At 55.7% G+C, this 16,766-nt stretch carries 12 protein-coding genes; 9 read left to right on the top strand and 3 right to left on the bottom strand.

What is annotated here, in order from left to right:
• The first annotated feature begins 127 nt into the window (after positions 1 to 127).
• The 5 genes from VN12_RS14345 (at position 128) to VN12_RS14325 (ending at position 7,485) form a co-directional block, all read left to right on the top strand.
• Positions 128 to 1,708: a response regulator gene (locus VN12_RS14345; protein ID WP_240491155.1), complete on the top strand. Its 1,581-nt coding sequence runs from the start codon at positions 128 to 130 to the stop codon at positions 1,706 to 1,708.
• Between the two features lie 78 nt (positions 1,709 to 1,786).
• Positions 1,787 to 3,001: a metallophosphoesterase gene (locus VN12_RS14340; RefSeq protein ID WP_168164412.1), complete on the top strand. Its 1,215-nt coding sequence runs from the start codon at positions 1,787 to 1,789 to the stop codon at positions 2,999 to 3,001.
• A gap of 244 nt (positions 3,002 to 3,245) precedes the next feature.
• Positions 3,246 to 4,436, top strand: a complete 1,191-nt coding sequence (locus VN12_RS14335; RefSeq protein ID WP_146677468.1) for an HD-GYP domain-containing protein — start codon at positions 3,246 to 3,248, stop codon at positions 4,434 to 4,436.
• Between the two features lie 177 nt (positions 4,437 to 4,613).
• The gene (gene guaB, locus VN12_RS14330) at positions 4,614 to 6,092 is read left to right on the top strand and encodes an IMP dehydrogenase (protein WP_146677467.1); all 1,479 of its coding nucleotides are present in this window, start codon (positions 4,614 to 4,616) and stop codon (positions 6,090 to 6,092) included.
• Positions 6,067 to 7,485 carry a hypothetical protein gene (locus VN12_RS14325; protein WP_146677466.1) on the top strand — a complete coding sequence of 473 codons (1,419 nt, stop codon included), beginning with the start codon at positions 6,067 to 6,069 and terminating at the stop codon, positions 7,483 to 7,485. The genes guaB and VN12_RS14325 overlap by 26 nt, the downstream gene beginning before the upstream one ends.
• 167 nt (positions 7,486 to 7,652) lie before the next feature.
• On the opposite strand, the gene VN12_RS14320 is transcribed toward VN12_RS14325, so the two are convergent.
• Both VN12_RS14320 and VN12_RS14315 read right to left on the bottom strand, forming a co-directional pair.
• Positions 7,653 to 8,615: an SMP-30/gluconolactonase/LRE family protein gene (locus tag VN12_RS14320; RefSeq protein ID WP_146677465.1), complete on the bottom strand. Its 963-nt coding sequence runs from the start codon at positions 8,613 to 8,615 to the stop codon at positions 7,653 to 7,655.
• Entirely contained in the window at positions 8,615 to 9,613 is a 999-nt protein-coding gene (locus VN12_RS14315; protein WP_146677464.1) for a sugar phosphate isomerase/epimerase family protein, read from the bottom strand. Before VN12_RS14315 ends, VN12_RS14320 begins: the two co-directional genes overlap by 1 nt.
• A 260-nt stretch (positions 9,614 to 9,873) precedes the next feature.
• On the opposite strand from VN12_RS14315, the gene VN12_RS14310 reads away from it, so the two are divergent.
• The 4 genes from VN12_RS14310 (at position 9,874) to VN12_RS14295 (ending at position 13,941) form a co-directional block, all read left to right on the top strand.
• Complete coding sequence (locus tag VN12_RS14310) at positions 9,874 to 10,362, top strand: GNAT family N-acetyltransferase (RefSeq protein ID WP_146677463.1); 489 nt, start codon at positions 9,874 to 9,876, stop codon at positions 10,360 to 10,362.
• Between the two features lie 71 nt (positions 10,363 to 10,433).
• On the top strand, positions 10,434 to 10,865 hold the full coding sequence (locus tag VN12_RS14305; protein WP_146677462.1) for a thiol-disulfide oxidoreductase DCC family protein: 432 nt from the start codon (positions 10,434 to 10,436) through the stop codon (positions 10,863 to 10,865).
• A 5-nt stretch (positions 10,866 to 10,870) separates the two neighbouring features.
• Positions 10,871 to 11,995, top strand: a complete 1,125-nt coding sequence (gene queG, locus VN12_RS14300) for a tRNA epoxyqueuosine(34) reductase QueG (protein WP_168164411.1) — start codon at positions 10,871 to 10,873, stop codon at positions 11,993 to 11,995.
• Positions 11,996 to 12,057: 62 nt separating this feature from the next.
• Complete coding sequence (locus VN12_RS14295; RefSeq protein ID WP_168164410.1) at positions 12,058 to 13,941, top strand: alpha/beta hydrolase family protein; 1,884 nt, start codon at positions 12,058 to 12,060, stop codon at positions 13,939 to 13,941.
• A gap of 20 nt (positions 13,942 to 13,961) precedes the next feature.
• Here the strand turns inward: VN12_RS14295 and VN12_RS14290 are convergent, their stop codons facing one another.
• On the bottom strand, positions 13,962 to 16,748 hold the full coding sequence (locus VN12_RS14290) for a serine/threonine protein kinase (protein WP_168164409.1): 2,787 nt from the start codon (positions 16,746 to 16,748) through the stop codon (positions 13,962 to 13,964).
• Positions 16,749 to 16,766: the final 18 nt, after the last annotated feature.

The following is a 16,766-nucleotide window of genomic DNA, read 5'->3' as shown; positions in this document are numbered from 1 at the left end:
AGATTTCAATAGAATTCAACATCCGAGTTGCTCCAAAGGGGGAGTCTTTTATATTTGAAGAGATAGCGTGATGGAACTTGGCTAGGGTCGAGCAGCAAACCCTTTCGACGAAATGTTGGAGGTTGGGGTGGCAAAAATCAGCGTAGCAGGCGTTGCTGCCGAGGACATATTGAACTGTCTCCCGGAAGGGGTCGCGATGATCGGCTCGGACATGTCGATCTTATGGGCGAACCAGTGCTTTGAGCAGTGGACCGGGGGTGTCAGTCGCACGGGCGAGAACTTCTACTCGGCGCTCGCGAACCCCGAGTTGATGGGGACCGAGGCGTGTCCGCTTCAAACCTGTTTCTTGAGCGGCAATCAAGCCACTTCGACATTCCAAACCCAGACCGGTCATTACTACCATGTGCACGCGGCCCCTTTGCACAATACCGCGGCCGGGGCATCGAAGACCGAAAAGGTGGTGGTAACTCTCAGCGATGTCACCGAAGAGATCTTGCAAGAGCAGAAGCTTGCCGCGATCCACCAAGCCGGGGCAAAGCTTACCGATTTGAAACCGGACGAAATCTTTTTGATGGATGTCGATCAGCGCATCGAGCTCTTGAAAGACAATATCCGCCACTACACGCAGGACTTGCTCAATGTCGAAGTGATCGAGATCCGATTGCTGGAACAGACCACAGGGGACTTGATTCCTCTTCTATCGGTGGGGATCGATCAGATCGCCGCAGACCGTCGGTTGATGGCGAGCCCTCAAGGGAACGGCGTAACCGGTTACGTGGCTGCGAGTGGCCACAGCTATCTTTGCCGGGACACGACGAAAGACCCGATGTACTTGGAGGCATTCAAAGGGGCCCGAAGCTCGCTGACCGTGCCTATTCTGTTGCACGACACTGTCATCGGAACGATCAATGTCGAGAGCCCAAAACTCGACTCCTTCTCCTTGAGCGATCAACAGTTCTTGGAGATCTTCGCACGCGATGTCGCCGTAGCGTTGAATACACTCGAGCTCCTTGTCGCCCAGCGAAACGACGCCGCCCATCAGAGCTTTGAAGCGATCCATGCGGCGATTGCGTTGCCGATCGATGCGCTACTACTCGATGCAGTCCACTTGATGGAGAAGTATATCGGGCACGACCCCGATACCGTCCTGCGGTTGCGAAGTGTATTGTCCAAGGCGCGCTCGGTTCGAAAGTCGATCCAGTCGATTGGCCAATCGATGGCACCTGCCGATGTGAGCCCCGTCGGAGGACCCACGATCGAGGGATACGCCAAATTGCGTGGCAAGCGAATTCTCGTTGTCGATGCCGACGAGCAAGTCCTACTGCAGGCTCACGCGTTGCTGGAACGGTATGGTTGCGTAGTTGAAACAGCCCACTGCGGCGATGAAGCGGTCGCCATGGTCAAAGCCGGACTCGACGAACCCTATCAGCTCATCATCGCCGACATCAAGCTTCCGGACTACTCCGGCTACCAGCTCATGATCCGATTGCAAAAGCTCATGGAGCATGTGCCGATGGCACTCATGACGGGATTTGGTTACGATCCTGGTCATTCCATCGTCAAAGCGAGACAGGCCGGATTGCATCCGAAAGCCATTCTGTATAAACCGTTCCGCTTGGAACAGTTGTTGTTTGTCACGGAAACTCTCATCGATTATCGGCCGGAACCTAGCAGCGCTCCTACGGAACCACCCGCAGAGAGTGCTTAAGCAGGTGGTAGTGGCCGGAGCATCGGTGGTGGAGCCTCCAGCCTTCTGCAGGAATAGGTCGCATCACGGATGATGGGATTGCTCGCAACACTCATGCTACTGGCGATTGCGGCAATCGGACATGCCGGTTTGGTGGTGACCTCCTACAACGTCTTGAACTCCACCGGACTCCGACGCGTGACGATCAAGCGGTTGGAGAAAGGAATCTTGCTTCTCGGAATCGCCATTCCCGCAGCCATCCTCGCATGGGAAATCTACTGCGGTGACTTTCTGATTCGATGGTACGATTTCGGATCGTGGCAGGGTATCAGCAAGGTTTACGCTGGGCTCGTTGCCGTCTTCGCATTAGTGATGGCCCCCTTTTGGTTAGAAGCGAGACCGCAATTCGCGCAGGCCCACCATCGTGAATCGACCCAGGAACGAGTCCTTTGGAAAGATCGCGATCCCCATGGCAAGCTGATACGGGGACGGAAGTTTGCGAGGATGGCAAAGCTCCCTCGCAACGAGATCGCATGGACGGAAGCCAACGTCAAGAGACTGCAGCTCGAGGGATTGCCACCGGACTTGATTGGACTTCGTATCGCTCACTTGTCCGACATTCACCTCACCGGGCAGATGACCCATCGCTACTACCACCGCGCGTTCGATTGGATTCAATCCAAGCGTCCTGAGTTGATCGTCATCGCCGGAGATATCGTCGATTACGCGCACGCTCTCGACGACATGGAGGGCGTTTTGGGAGGTCTCGAGGCACCTTTGGGGAAACTGTTTGTTTTGGGTAACCACGACAAACGCTTGGCGGATCCATCGCAGGTCTGCGAGAGAATGGACCGATTGGGATGGATCGATGTAGGCTGCAGAATCCATCGAGTCCAGCGAGGCAACACGACCTTGCGACTGGTGGGAAACGAGCGCCCATGGTTTCAAAGAACCGACCCAAGGCACCGAGATTCCGAGGCGAGGGGAACATCGCCCACTGAGAACGAATGGGTCATCGGGGTCTCCCACTCACCAGATCAATTTCAATGGGGCGTCCAGATGGGGTGCCGATTGTTGTTATGCGGTCATACCCACGGTGGCCAAATTCGATTCCCTGCCATCGGACCTGTGGTCGCACCAAGTTGGTATGGGAGTCGATATGCGTCCGGCGTTTTTGAGATCTCCGAGACGCTCATGCACGTCAGTCGAGGGCTTTCGGGTGTCCACCCTTACCGGTGGGGATGCCCCCCCGAAGTGAGTATCCTCGAGCTTCATCGCGATTCATCCGCTCACGGCAACGTGGCGGGATCTTAACAATCGTTCTCGATTACCAAATCCGCAGATTCCGACCTAGTCCGTTCTGAACCGGTACGCACGTAGTGGGTGTATCGGTTGATAGGAATCCCATTCACGCGATGCGGTAAATCGCCATGGAAAATAGTATCGCGAGATGAAGAACTCCAGAATCAGATCGCGATATACTCAGCTAGCGTGCCGCTTCGAACACGGATAACCCATGACGAAAAGTATGCGTACTCAACCAATGTGAAAAAAAGCCATGAGTGATCAGACTTGGGTGATACAAACGGAAGATCTTCAAATCGGGACCGTATTGAGCTTCGATTTGCTAGACTCCAACGGCAACGTATTGCACAAGTCGGGAATGCCGATCAGCGAGAGGCTCAAAGAAAGATTGGCCGCGATCGGGATCACCTCGGTGACGATCAAAGGGGCGTCCGAAGCGACGCCATCGCGCGTGGAGTCCGTGCTCAACAACGCGTTTGATCCAGCCATCTTGCAAGCGGTTCACGAATCCATCTCGAAAGCCGAGCTCGCGGTCGTCAACGCGATTGAAAAACTGGCGAGGAAAGAATCGGTCGATGCGGACGAGGTCGCGCAGGGTGTCGAATCCTTCATCGACACAGCCGGGAAAGACTTGGCCGCTGCATTATCGACCTTGACTACCCATCGACCTGTGGAGAATGCGGAATCCATCCAACGCCTTGCCGATCGGAGTGCCAAACTTTCGCTCCTCGGGGTCGTCACCTGCCTGAGCCAAGGTCAGTCGAGCCAATTCGCACTGGAAGTGGGTATGACCGGCCTGTTGCACGACTGCAGCTTGATCTTTTATCCGAAACTGCTCAACCACAACGGTCTCGATGCCCTCGAAGGAGAGGATCTCGAGTCCTATCGACGCCACCCGATCGAGTCGGCGGAATTGCTTCAAAATTCCCCAGGGATCCCCGAACGTGTCCTCAAAGCCATCGCGCAAGTGCACGAGCAGGCCGACGGCTCCGGATTTCCAAACGGTCTTCGACTCAACGAAACGTTGTACCAAGCCGTGATCTTGAACATCGCCGACGCCTATTTGTCGCTCACCGATTCCTCAGCAGCCCGCCGATTCGTCCAATCCGACGCCATCGTCTATCTGATCAACCATTCGGCCAAGGGAAAATTCTGTCCCAAAACCATCCAGTCCATGATGCGAGGGATGTCGATTTACCCGATCGGCACAATTGTCTTGCTGGATGACCAGACCAGAGCCGTCGTCGTCCGGAGCAACGTCGAAAGCCCAATGAAACCGATAGTCCGGACGCTCAACGCGGCCCAGCAACGGATTGACCTTCTTCAGAGCAATCGTTCCATCAGCGGACCGTACGTCGACGACACAACCGGCTTTCAACGGGTTCGAAAAACCGAGTTGAACAAAATCTTCTGGCGGCTCGATACCCTTCCAGCTACCGCCTGATCGCCCGTTCGGCACCACCCGATTCCATTCTCAACACGCGGTCCCATTCTCGTCCACCTCTGGGATTCTCCGCGAAACCCGCCCCATTGGGGGGGGACGCAGCCCTACCGGATCGGCGGACTTTTGCAATAATAGGACGGTTTCCAAGATCCCAAAACCTTTGATCCAGGAAACGCTATGGAAGACAAGCTCGCTTACAAAGGCATTACCTTTGACGACGTTCTGCTGGAGCCCCGCTTCTCGGAAGTGCTCCCCTCGGGTGTCGATGTAAGCACGCAGCTGACCGCCCGCATCCGGCTGCAAATCCCATTTCTTTCCTCCCCGATGGATACCGTCACCGAAAGCGAGATGGCAATCGCGCTTGGCAAAGTAGGTGGCTTGGGGGTTATCCACAAGAACATGAGCATCGAGGCTCAAGCGGAAGAAGTGACCAAAGTCAAACGTTCCGCGAATGGCATCATTCCCGACCCCGTCACCCTGCTCCCGACCGAAAGCGTGTCGCAAGCCCAGGATTTGATGCGAAAACAGAACGTGTCGGGCATCCCAATCATAGAGAAAGACGGCAAATTGGTCGGAATTCTCACCCGCCGGGACTTAAAGTTTCTCGAGTCTTCCGAGCTTCCCATTTCTGCTGTCATGACCAAAGAGAATCTGGTTACGGCGCAGGGGAATGTAACGCTTGCGGAAGCTGAGCGAATTTTAACGGATAAAAAGGTGGAGAAACTTTTGCTGGTTGACGATGAATACAAACTGACGGGGATGATCACGATCAAAGACATCGACATGATCAAAAGCTACCCAAATGCTTGCAAAGACGAGCAGGGTAGGCTTCGAGTCGGTGCGGCGATCGGGGTGTTCGACCTGGAGCGAGCCGAGCAGCTGATTCACCGAGGTGTGGATGTGCTGATCGTCGATAGTGCTCACGGTCACTCCTCCAACGTGATCGAAACCGTCAAACAGCTGAAGCGTCAGTGGAACATCGATGTCATCGCCGGCAACGTAGCGACCTACGAAGGCGGAAAAGACTTGATGAACGCTGGAGCGGACGCCGTCAAAGTAGGGATCGGACCAGGATCCATATGCACGACGAGAGTGATATCAGGCGTAGGTGTCCCGCAAATCACCGCCATTTATCAAACCACGAAGGCTTGCGAGAAAGCAGGCATACCGACGATCGCAGACGGTGGAATTCGCTATAGCGGCGACATCACCAAAGCGATTGCCGCAGGAGCCTCCTGCGTCATGATCGGGAGCTTGTTCGCAGGTCTAGCCGAGAGCCCAGGACGAACCATCCTCTACCAAGGCCGAACCTTCAAGGCCTACCGGGGAATGGGATCGCTGGGAGCGATGGTCAAAGGTTCGAGCGAACGCTACCGACAAGGTAGCCAGGATCAGCTGTCCAAGCTGGTGCCGGAAGGCGTCGAAGGACGTGTTCCGTTCAAAGGGCCCTTGGCCGACTACGTTTACCAATTGGTTGGCGGACTTCGCGCTGGCATGGGGTACTGCGGTACCCAAACCATCGCGGAGCTACGCAAGGATGCACGTTTCATACAGGTTTCGGCCGCAACGGTCCGCGAGAATCACCCTCATGACATCGCCATCACGCAGGAAGCACCCAACTACAGCTCGGATGTCTCCCACTCAGGGGACAACTAGCCTTCGCCATTCCGGTCATCGCGAATGGATTCGCGTTGCCCTTCTCGGTGCGATCCCTTTCGGATTGGCCCTCTCCAACCAGTCCTCCGCCCAACAACCTCCTGCTTGGTCTCCGCAACCTTATGCGAGACCAGCCGCATCCGCAGATACCACTCCTGCGAACAGCCTTCGAAGCGGCAACGCCGCCGAAGCCAACGCTGTCGCCCGCTGGCGCAAAGTCGAAAAGGGACCAGCACAAAAGCCTGCTTCCTACTCGCAATCGCTCGCGCCGCAAACCAACGCAGCCGCTCCACAACCCTCGCTCCAATCGATTCCCGAGTCGGAACTGCAATCGACCTCGTTCAAACCAGTCGCACGTCGCCAACCGGTCACCCCAGCAAATCGTATCACCGATCAAGCGATCCAGCCCGCTTCCACCCACGCTGCCGCGACCAACCGACGCGCACAAGGCGTCCGTTTGGCCACTTACCAGGACGCGGCACCAACACAAGATTTGCTCTCGCTGCCGCCTGCTCCTCAAGGCTTACCGTCGGCCCCATCGAATCCACTCCCTTCCCTAGACTCGGAACCGCAATCTCTCTTGCCAAAACAAGAAACTGCACCGATGCCGATGCCATTGCAATCCCCCTCGGATCGCAGCTTGCGAGGGAACGACCTGAGCTTGGGATCGGACAACGCGACGTCGCAGCCGTTCGTACGTCCTTCGTCTCGTGCCATGGCCGATTGCGATTCCCTTCGCCAAGCTCTGTCGGCATCGGATATCACGAAAATCAGCGTGGATACCTCTCCCACTTTCGTCGAGGGATACAAGAATGAACGAGCCACCAACTCCAAGGATGCTTTCATCCAGCAGGCACCTCAACGACCTTGGTATAGCCTAGCGGGCGAAGTGGTCGCGGAAGGCCGATTGGTGGACCTTGCGTATGGATCGGTCGTCATCGAACAAAACGATGGAACACGCTCCACCTTCCTGCTCAATCGATTGAGCGACGCCGATCAAATCTACGTCGCAGAAGCTTGGGGTATCCCAGCGACCTGCTCTCTCAACGACACCTCGCTGGATCCACGCAATTTCATCGCAACCACCATGACTTGGAAAGCATCCGGGGCTTGCCACAAACCGCTGTACTTCGAAGAGGTGCAGCTGGAGCGATACGGACACGAATGGGGCCCCTGGGCACAGCCAGCGATCTCTAGCTTGAATTTCTTCAAGAACGTTGCAGTCCTGCCTTACAAGATGGGAATCCACCCGATGAACGAATGCCAGTACTCGCTCGGCTACTACCGACCAGGTTCCTGCGCACCCTGGACCGTCGGACCTGTCCCCATCAGCTTGCGAGGCGCCGCGGTTCAAGCCGCTGCGGTTACCGGCGCAGTCTTCGCACTGCCATAAGCCGCATACAAAGATTCAAGAAGCGATAGACGGTGACGTTGCTGACACGATTGACCGCAATGCCACAGCGGACGGAATAAAAAGTAAAGAGCCGATGGTGGGCTGGGGGGCACACCATCGGCTCTGTCTTTTACGGCCCTGTCTTTTAACAACAGGATGCACCGAATCTACGATTCGAGAAACGGCTGGGTCAGCGATTCGTAGGTAGCTTTATCTGCGAGCTTGCCAAAGGGAACTGCGAAGAGCGCACCCGCATTCTTTGTGTCGGCTTGCCGTTCCGCCGGCATGTGCTCCACGGCGGTGGTGATGATCAGCCACAGCGAATCCTGCGAATCGACGAACCATTGCGGGCAAGTCGCTTGAGGGCTCGCAGGGGTTCGCCACTCCGCCACCACCGCTTGATCCTTCAATCGGACTTGAATGGTCCGACCAAACGCCGCCGGGTTGGGGTTGTAAAGCGAAATGATGACACTCTCCCCATCGAGACTCATGGTCATTCCATCCGGGAACGCTGGATCGCTCGTTAAATCGACCACCTTCGATTCCGAAACGATCTTCCCTGCCTCGGTGTCGATGCGATAGCGAACGACCGACTTCGTCGGCGTGTCGATATCGAGCAAGTCGACCCAACCATCCCCTTTGCCCGCAATGCACTTTCCATTGCTGCAAATCTGATCGCCCCGAAGCTTGAACAGACGACGATCGGCGCCTCGCCAAAAGTAAAGCCCCGCCTTCTTGGTGGTGAACTCCAAATCCTTGCACCCGAACAGGAGATTGCCATCCCAGGTCAGTCCATCATTGATGATGGTACCGGACACATCGGCATCGATGTCATCGGCCAAGGGGGTCATAGACCCGTCCTGGGGATGATAGATCCCAACCGTTCGTTCGCAGCCGACGACGAAGTTTCCACGATCGGTTCGGAATGCAAACCCGGGACGCCCCGGCAACGGATAGCTTCGATTCGTGCGGGTCGCTAGATCAAAGACCTCAATCGATCCCACGCGACTCTCGGCCCCATGCTGGATCGCAACCCATGAGAACTGATCCGGACCAAAGGGATACGGCCCCTCGGGAAGAAACCGAAGAGCCGCGTCCGCTGGTAGGTAAAGTAATGTTGCTTCGCTCATTATGCCTTTTCAAAAGCCGAATCGAATGCGCGACCGCTCGGTGCAAAATCCAAATTCTTGACGAAGCGAGCTGCTTCGGCGGCACCAAATTCGCGGTCCATCCCGCTATCTTCCCACTCCACCGAGAGAGGTCCGTTGTAACCGATGTCGTTGAGCGCACGGATGATTTCTTCAAAATTCACACTGCCACGCCCTGGGCTTCGGAAATCCCATCCGCGACGTGGATCGCCAAAGTTCAAGTGACTGCAGAGGATACCCGATCGACCATTCAACTTGGTCGTCGCATCCTTCACGTGCACGTGATAGATCCGATCCGGAAACGCGCGGATGAACTCGACCGGATCCACCCCTTGCCAAATCAAGTGACTGGGGTCGAAGTTGAATCCGAACTCCGGTCGATTGTCCAACGCTTCAAGCGCCATCTTCGCCGAATAAATGTCAAACGCAATTTCGGTCGGGTGCACTTCCAAGGCGAATCGAACACCATTCTTTGCAAACTCGTCCAAGATAGGATGGAATCGCGTCGCAAGAAGCTTAAACCCATCGTCGATCATCGACTGCGGAACAGGTGGAAAGGAGTAGTTCAAGTGCCAGATGGAAGAACCGGTGAAACCATTGACAACTCCCACGCCAAACTTCTTGGCGGCGCGAGCCGTTGCCTTTAGCTCCTCACAAGCTCGCTCGTTCACCCCTGCAGGATTCCCATCTCCCCAAACGTAAGGTGGCAAAATCGACTTGTGACGAATGTCGATGGTGTCCAAGACCGCTTGGCCGACCAAGTGGGCGCTGATGGCATGGCATTGCAAACCAAGACTATCCAGGAATGCTCGTTTGTTGTCGCAATAGGATGGGTCCGAGTTGGCTTTGTCCACTTCGAAGTGATCGCCCCAGCAAGCAAGCTCGATCCCGTCGTATCCGAAGTCCTTGGTGAGCTGAGCCATCTTGGAAAGAGGGAGGTCGGCCCATTGGCCTGTGAACAAGGTGGCAGGTCTAGCCATGCTTGGAATTTCTCCATGTGTTGAGTTGAGAGGCCGGATGATGGCCCCCCAGGATACCAAGTAGCCAGCGCAAGTACAGGTAGCTGAAGCGGGAGTTCCGGATCGGGGAAACCTCGCGTCGAGCCTAGATTCCGGGCCGAGTGACGACATGGATTCCTCACGCAGAAAAGGTATCCTTTACTCGACCGCTGTCGTCTCAGCGAACTCCTTCGATTGCTCCCTTCTCGGTCGTTCTCGCAGAAAGCTTATGGTCCCGCACCATGCGATTGGATTCCCTCACTCTACGCACGATCCCAGGTACCGAGTGTCCGGCAGAGCTATGGGATCTTCGATTCGCCGTTCTGCGTGAACCGCTCGGAGGAAACCCAGCCTCGGCTCGATTTGTGGGGGACGACCTAGCGACGACCCAGCATTTCACCGCGTGGCACGAGGACCGAATGGTCGGCTGCGCGAGCCTGATGCTTTCCACGACCCTAATACCACCCGATCTCCCCCCTCATTCGGGGGTTTGGTACCAATTGCGAGGCATGGCGGTCTCCGACGCTGTCCAAGGCTCCGGGGTGGGACGCACCCTGCTCCAAGCAATCGACGCGTGGAGCGCCCCCAATCCCGCTATCCGGCTTTGGTGCAATGCCCGTGAAGAAGCGATCGATTTCTATCGGAAGAACGGATGGCAGGAAATCGGCGAGATTTTCTCCATACCAAACGTAGGGCCCCATTTGCGAATGGTCCGTAAAAAATCGACCTGAAAACCATTTCGCAGCCTAGAATATCTTCAAAGCCCTTGCACTGGCGGCACCCTTCAACCCCTTAACGTTTCATGAATCAGGCGATCCTATCGAGTATCGGCACCACCAAGGCGCTACCCGCGTCGGATGTTGTCTTGTTCGATGGCCAATGCAACTTCTGCCGCCGACAGACCGACCACCTCCGACGGTTCGACGGAAAGAATCGCCTCCGCTTCGTCTCCTTGCACGACCCTTGCGTGGCGGTCGATTATCCAGACCTCACCCACGAAATGCTCATGGAGCAGATGTGGGTTGTCGCTCCCGATGGACGACGTTTCGGTGGCGCCGACGCACTGCGATACCTTTCCCGGCGTCTGCCACTCCTCTGGCCAATCGCTCCCATCCTCCACCTCCCTTTCTCCATGCCCGTCTGGCGATGGCTCTACCGCCAGATCGCCAAACGACGTTATCGCATCGCGGGCAAAAATTGTGATGAGGGTGGTACGTGCTCGCTTCATCGATGAAGCCGATGCGTGATGAACTCGAGGCCCTGGCTGCTTCGGCCGGATTCCCTCTCTTTGGAATCGCCAACGCACGTGAATCGGAATCCTTCTCCAACCTCCGAAGCTGGATCGAGCAGGGATACCACGGCACGATGCATTACCTCGACGACCGACTCGACGCGTATCGCCACCCGAGATCCGTCCTCGAAAACTGCCGCTCCATCGTGATGCTAGGGATGCCCTACGCCTCCCATCCCGATACTCGCCGTCGCAAACATCCCGCCCCTACTACTCCGCCAACGGATCTGCTAGGTGCAACGAATTGTTCTGAACTTCGCGAACTTCCGACTGGGTTGGATGCTCGAATCGGGAATTATGCCATGGGGGAAGTCGACTACCACGATTTCATTCGAAGTCGACTCAATACCATTGTGAAAAAAATGGAAGCTTCGGCACCCGGGAGCAAATGGCGAGGCGTTGTGGATACCGCCCCCCTGTTAGAACGCGATTACGCACGATTGGCTGGGTTGGGTTGGATTGGGAAGAACACATTGCTCCTGCATCGCGAATGGGGAAGCTACTTCTTTCTCGCGGCCCTGCTCACCGATCTGGAATTACCAACAGATGAGCCGATGCAGACAAACCATTGCGGCTCTTGTCGAGCTTGCTTGGATGTCTGCCCTACCCACGCGTTCGTCGAACCCCATGTCCTCGACGCCTCGCGATGCATCAGCTATTTGACGATCGAACATCGAGGCCCCATCGAACCGACGCTCCGCGAATCGATGGGGAACTGGATCTTTGGTTGCGATCTCTGCCAAATCGTCTGCCCATGGAATCGCAAAAGGATCGACGATCACCTCCCGGAATTCCATCCGATCCACCAAGAGAGCCGCAACTCCCTTCGCCATTGGTTGAGTTTGGACGAAGAATCCTTTCGCCAACTCTACCGAACGACCCCCTTCTGGCGAACCAAACTGAGAGGAATGCAACGCAATGCGTTGATCGCCGCTGGAAACGGCAATCGGTCCGATTTGATCGACCTCATCGAACGACATGCTCAAAGCGAGGATCCCGTGGTGAGCGACGCCGCGCAATGGGCTCGCAACCGAATCACCGATCCAATGCCTCCCCCTGCACGCAACGGCTAGGATTACAATACCAGCTGTCGGACTCCCTCCCACCCACCCTACCATTTCGTCGAGACACCATCGTGAAGAGCCTTCGCCGTTCCCGATTCGTAATCCTGGCCGCCCTCGCCGCCTCTTGCTCATTCGCATCACCATTTGCCGTCCAAGCCGCAGATCCCATTCCGCTGGCTGATTCGATTCCGCTCCAAGATCTGGATGGTCATTTCCCTTTCCAACCACCCGAATCCTTGGAAGCTTGGAACACGCGACGCACCGAGGTCTTGGAACAACTGGCTGTCTCGCAAGGCCTATTGCCAAAGCCGACTCTTGCTCCGGTGAAACCTGTTGTTCACGGCTTGCAAGAACTCGATGGCTACGCGACTGCCAAGGTCTATTTCGAAAGCCTTCCTGGGTTCTATGTCACGGGTACCCTTTATCTCCCACGCGATGGAAAACCAGCGGACACGAAAAGGCCAGGCATTCTCTGTCCTCACGGACACTGGGACAATGGCCGGTTCTATCACGCTTCCGACGCGGAACTAAAGACCTCCTTGGCAACCGGCGCGGAACGATTCGAATCCGCCGCGCGGAACCCGATGCAGGCGCGCTGCGTGCAACTGGCGCGAATGGGGTGTGTGGTCTATCAGTACGACATGGTCGGCTACGCAGATAGCCAACAGATATCGTTCGACCGAGCCCACCGCTACGGGGTCAAAGACGCGAACCCGGAAGTCGCGGCGGGCCAGTGGCTCCTCTACAGCCCCCGCGCCGAAGGGTTGATGCAAAGTACCATGGCGCTGCAGACAATCAATTCGCTCCAAGCATTCGAGTTCCTCGCAAACCGCGACGATATCGACGCCAAGAAGATTGCCATCACCGGAGCCAGCGGCGGTGGAACCCAATCCTTCATCGCTGCCGCCCTCGAACCGAGGATCGCAGCCGCCTTCCCCGCCGTCATGGTGAGTACCTCCATGCAGGGTGGATGCACCTGCGAGAACGCTTGCCTGCTTCGCGTCGGAACCGGCAATGTAGAAATCGCAGCCACCATCGCCCCACGCCCACTCGGCTTGACCGCTGCCAACGACTGGACAAAGAACATGGAACAAGATGGCTTTCCGGAGCTTCAAAAAGTCTATGGGCTGTTCAACGCCAAGAAACAAGTCGAGCTGCACCCCTTCATCCATTTCCCACACAACTACAACCACACCGCGAGGGTGAAGATGTATGGCTTTATCAACCGCGCCTTCCAACTCGGCCTAGAAGAACCCATTCTGGAACGAGACTTTGACTTGCAACGAGCCGAACAATTGACAGTGTGGGACAGCGAACACCCCAAACCCGAAGCCGGTCTCGGATTCGAAGCCAAACTGCTGGCAAGCTGGGCCACCGATGTAGCTGCCAAAATCGAAAAGGATCCCACGATCGCATCGAAAGGTTGGAAGGTCCTGCTGAAACCATCACTAAGCTTGGCAAAGGATCTGCAATCGAACGTGGAAGGTGAAACCCTTACCGTTCGCAATCGCGAGAAAACAGAAGTGGCTCGAGGCCGCATCCCCCAAGGCTGGAACAAGCCGATTCGAATGACAGGACTCACCGAAGGAACTGCCCAAGCGGGAACGCTGCAGGTCGCAGATCCCAACGGATTGGAACTGGTCGAGAACCAGCAATCGGTCGTCAAGAATCCACGCCCCGCCGCGGCTTATACCTTTGGCTACAACCCAACCCTCATGCAACGACGCGTGGGAACGGCGGTCGCAGCGTTGAAAGCGTTGCAGGCCAAAGGGGCCATCGCGTCCCAAGTCATCTTGGAAGGGAAAGGAGACGATGCCGTGCTCGTCCAACTCGTGAAGAAGGCCGTACCGGATTTGGTGCGAGAAGTGCGAACGATCGAGCCAACCTCACCGGACAACATCGGCTCCATTCGCCACCCCGCCTTCGTCCCCGGCATGCTCCTCTACAAACCTTGATCGTCACTTCGTAACAGGGGTCATGGCGTAAGCTTCTGTTTCAATCGACGCTGTAGATCTTTCAACTCCTCGAGAGAAAAGAGGCACCCGGGATCGGGTGTCGTGATCCCTTTTTCTATGGATTCGATGACATTCGGCAAATCGATACTCTGCGTCATCAGGAGAGCTTTGGCAACCTGCGGACGAGTGTCTTGCTCCGAACGCCGCGTATCTAGTCCACCTCCCATAACACGCGAATGCCCGAACGTCTCCAATCGTTCCAAATGGATGACGACGGCTTTGGCTGTTTCCCGGGGGTTTTCTTCCGCGTATCGCTCAAACGCCTCGAACAATTGTTTTTCTCGCTCAGCACCGAGAATGTGAGTTGGTTCCAGCAAACCGAGGAGAATAGAAATCTTGGGCAATCTATCGAGAGCCCTACTAAATACAAATGCCTCCCAAGCAGAAATGGGACTGCGGCCAAGACTCACGCCGCGATAGTTGGGGTTGCTAACTCCTCCCATCCCACCTTTTAACTGCTGTGAAATGTGTTCACCATTGACAATCACGTCATCCGCTAACTTCGTCAATCGTTCTGCAAGCTCAACGACCTGGGTATCCTCGGCAAGACTCCTACCGAGAACATCCAATACCATTACTCGTTGCAAGGTAATACTATGAGAAAGCGGATCATCGAGAAGCGTCTCCCTGCTAAACCACTTAGACATAGATGATTCCAGTCGTTTCGCTTTTTCCCGCCCGTCTTGGGTCTTAACGAGTTCCTGAACGAATTCCGGAAATGTCCATTGAACGCGCGTTCCAGGTTGTCCCACAGCTTCACTTTCGAATCGACCTAGGAGAAGAAAGCAGGCCGAAACGCTTTGCTTGTTGCCAGTTTCGAACTCTTCGATCATGGCCGTCAGCCCCGGTTCTGGGAGAAAACCACCGTAGACGTCTGCTAGTTCCGTCATGAACCATCCAGAATGATGCGCAGGAACTCCCGATTGTGGACGGCCAGAAATGACTAGCCCGCCCAGTTGCCTAGCGGGCAACAAACATAACCGAGCGGCTGTCGCTTTCTCTGCATCGGTTTCGGCGAGCCGTTGGAGGGCCTGCATTGCTTGCGCAATCGATGCAACATCTCTTTCCTTCTGCAGAATCACCTTCCATTCATCAAACGTTTTACCTTGATAGAATCTTTCCGAGGAAAGGACTTCCCCATCGGGCGTAGACAGGAGCTCGTTCGTGTTGCGGTGGATAGTGACAATCTTTCTATCCCCTCGCATCAAGAAGACTTTCGAATCACTAAGCACCAAGCCATCGTTTTCAACGCCGGATAGCTCGATGCGGTACACGCCGCTTTGCAGCCTCAGCGACTTGGCACTTTGTTCGACACGCATCGATTCGATCACTTTGTCTTCCTGAGAAACTCTCACGCTGACCCCTGGCTCATCCGATTCAATGATCAAAGTACCTTGATCGGTCGCGATCGTGAGGTAGATCCCTGCCAAAAAGGCTAGGGGCGCCATTCCCGCTACGATCCATTTAGGCCAACGAGGTTTCCGGCCATTCGCTCGGCTCTCCACCGTGACATCTTTAGCACTCGAATTGGGTGGACGCGAACCAGAGTAAAGGAGACCACTCGGTTCCCCCTCGCCTCTCTCTTTTGTTTGCATAGCCATTCGAATCAAGCCCTTTGGTGCGGAATCATCGCAGAACGGTGTGAGCGATTTAGCCACCTCCAACGCAGACTTCGGGCGGATCGCAGGATCGTGACTCAACATCCGATCGAGAAGTTGAACCAATTCGTCAGGCAAGTCGTTTCTAACCGTTGCGATCGAAGGACACGGACCGTTGCTGATGATCTGAACAGCCATCGCGAAATTCTTAGTCTTCCCATGGGGGGGACGTCCTGTCAGCAATCGAAAGAGCGTGGCACCGAGACTGTAGAGATCGGCTCGCCAATCCACGCTGCTAGCATCCTTCAACTGCTCCGGCGCCATATAGGGAAGCGTTCCCATCAAGTGCCCCACAGTTGTCAATCGTTCATCGGCTGCCAGCGGGGAATCGCCCGACAAGACGAGACCTAGATCAAGCAATTTAACAACACCTGCGCGAGTCAAGAAGAGATTCGAAGGCTTGATGTCGCGATGTGTCATACCCAGAGAATGAATAGCATCGAGCCCTAAAGCCGCCTGTCGAATCAATTCGCAGGAGGTACGGAGAGGAAGTTCCCCCATCCGGCGGCACACTTGACTCAGGTCCGCGCCATCGAGGTATTCCATGACTAAATAATGCCATGGACCATCTTCCCCAGCATCGATGGCCCGAACGACATGCGGATGCTCCAGAGCTGCAACGGAAGTCATCTCGCGATTGAATCGGTCTAGCCATCCCGGCTGAAGCGACTTTTCACGAGGCAAGAGTTTGATCGCGGCCATCCGCTTCAATCTCCGATGTTCGGCCATATAGACCGATCCCATGCCACCTGCCCCAATCCAGTTCAACAGTCGATAGGGACCTAACGTCGCGATGGGAAGCATGGATTTGGAGTGGGATTTCCCAAGCGTCGATGCTTGTAGAAGCAAACTCCCCATCACCGCCTGGCATTCGGGTTCGTGATCGTAAAGGGGTGCTTCAGCCCCATGCAAGGCACGCTTCACCCAATGGCTGGGCTCTTCCTGGCTAAGGGTCTCCGCAGCCCGCGTGCAGTGGTCACAGGTTTCGACATGCTCCAGCGCCTCGGTAAAGCGATCTGCTGGAAGACGCCCTGCAAGCAAATCGGCGAGCGCCTCGGTTTTTAAGCACGGGACTTGGTTTGCGATCATGTTCATGTTCTCGTAGTA

Source organism: Pirellula sp. SH-Sr6A (genome assembly GCF_001610875.1).
In the GTDB taxonomy this organism is placed as follows: domain Bacteria; phylum Planctomycetota; class Planctomycetia; order Pirellulales; family Pirellulaceae; genus JBKCUI01.
The sequence above is the reverse complement of the archived record's forward strand: the minus strand, read 5'-3'. Positions and strand labels throughout refer to the sequence as shown.

Coding starts and splice junctions, on each gene's coding strand:
- VN12_RS14335 (WP_146677468.1), top strand. CDS start 3,246: ATGAGTGATCAGACTTGGGTGATACAAACGGAAGATCTTCAAATCGGG.
- VN12_RS14305 (WP_146677462.1), top strand. CDS start 10,434: ATGAATCAGGCGATCCTATCGAGTATCGGCACCACCAAGGCGCTACCC.
- VN12_RS14290 (WP_168164409.1), bottom strand. CDS start 16,748: ATGATCGCAAACCAAGTCCCGTGCTTAAAAACCGAGGCGCTCGCCGAT.
- queG (WP_168164411.1), top strand. CDS start 10,871: ATGCGTGATGAACTCGAGGCCCTGGCTGCTTCGGCCGGATTCCCTCTC.
- VN12_RS14320 (WP_146677465.1), bottom strand. CDS start 8,615: ATGAGCGAAGCAACATTACTTTACCTACCAGCGGACGCGGCTCTTCGG.
- VN12_RS14315 (WP_146677464.1), bottom strand. CDS start 9,613: ATGGCTAGACCTGCCACCTTGTTCACAGGCCAATGGGCCGACCTCCCT.
- guaB (WP_146677467.1), top strand. CDS start 4,614: ATGGAAGACAAGCTCGCTTACAAAGGCATTACCTTTGACGACGTTCTG.
- VN12_RS14325 (WP_146677466.1), top strand. CDS start 6,067: ATGTCTCCCACTCAGGGGACAACTAGCCTTCGCCATTCCGGTCATCGC.
- VN12_RS14310 (WP_146677463.1), top strand. CDS start 9,874: ATGCGATTGGATTCCCTCACTCTACGCACGATCCCAGGTACCGAGTGT.